At 69.6% G+C, this 1,027-nt stretch carries 1 protein-coding gene; it reads right to left on the reverse strand.

Going from position 1 to position 1,027, the window contains the following annotated elements:
• The coding region (locus ABG996_RS10770; protein ID WP_347484125.1) for an IS110 family transposase at positions 1-773 on the reverse strand (773 nt) is incomplete at its 3' end.
• Between the last annotated feature and the right edge of the window lie 254 nt (positions 774-1,027).

Consider the following 1,027-nt stretch of genomic DNA (forward strand, 5'->3'; position numbering starts at 1 on the left):
CTGCCGGAGCGGAACCTCGAGAAGTCGCCGACCTCGGACGCGAAGGCGGCGGCGAGCGCGAACCCGCACCCCTTGATGGACTGGAGCGCCTCGACCTCGGCCGAGAGGGGGCCCGCCGCGACGGCGGCCCTGTATTCGGCGAGGACGGCCTCCCTCGTCTCGTCGGCCGCCTCGACCTCGTTCCTCAGCGCCGCGAGCGCCCGGATGCCGCCGTCGTCGGCGGGGCGTATGCCGTCGAGCCACCTGAGGAAGCCGTACGTCCAGTACTTCCGGGGGTTGCCGGCCGGCGTCGTGCCTCCGTAGACGTAGCCGCGGCGGGCCAGGAACGCCAGGAGCCGCTGCTTCGCCGCCGCGAGCCTGGCGGTCGCGGCGTCGTGGGCGGCGGCGAGGTCCCTGAGCCCCTCGATCTCGGGGGACGGCACCCATACCGGGGTGACGTCGTGCGACAGTATCGCCTTGGCCATCCTGGCCGCGTCGTTGCGGTCGTTCTTGGACGAGAGGTCTGCCGCCGACCTCGGGACCTTGGAGACGGCCGCGACGACGCAGTCGACGCCGAGGGCCGACAGCTCCCTCTGCGGCGCGAAGCCGAGGTAGCCGCTCTCGTAGGCGGCGAGCGACGGGCCCGGGAAGCCCGACATCCACTCCGCGACCTCGCCCCACGGGTTGCCGCGGAACCTCCTCGCCACGGCCTCGCCCGTCTCCGCGTCGAGCGCGCAGACGGTGGTGGACCTGAGGTGTACGTCCATTCCGAAGGCGGTAGAATATCTAGGCACGGGAGCCTCCCAACCTCGTTGCGGCGCGGCTGCGCCTCTGGCACTTCAACAACATTGTCGCAGCCCCGACCCGCGGTCACGAGCGGGGGCTCCTGTCGTTTCCGTGCCCTCGGATTGGGTCATAGTGTCTGTCCGTCCTCTACCTGCGGCGTTGTCTTACTCCGGATGCGGCAGTTAGGGACGTTCCTTTTAATATGAGCAGGACATTGTCAAGAGGCAAAATCGGGCCTGGCCCCAACGATATGGGGTCAGGC

The organism is Collinsella aerofaciens, from assembly GCF_039836695.1.
GTDB lineage: Bacteria > Actinomycetota > Coriobacteriia > Coriobacteriales > Coriobacteriaceae > Collinsella > Collinsella aerofaciens_BD.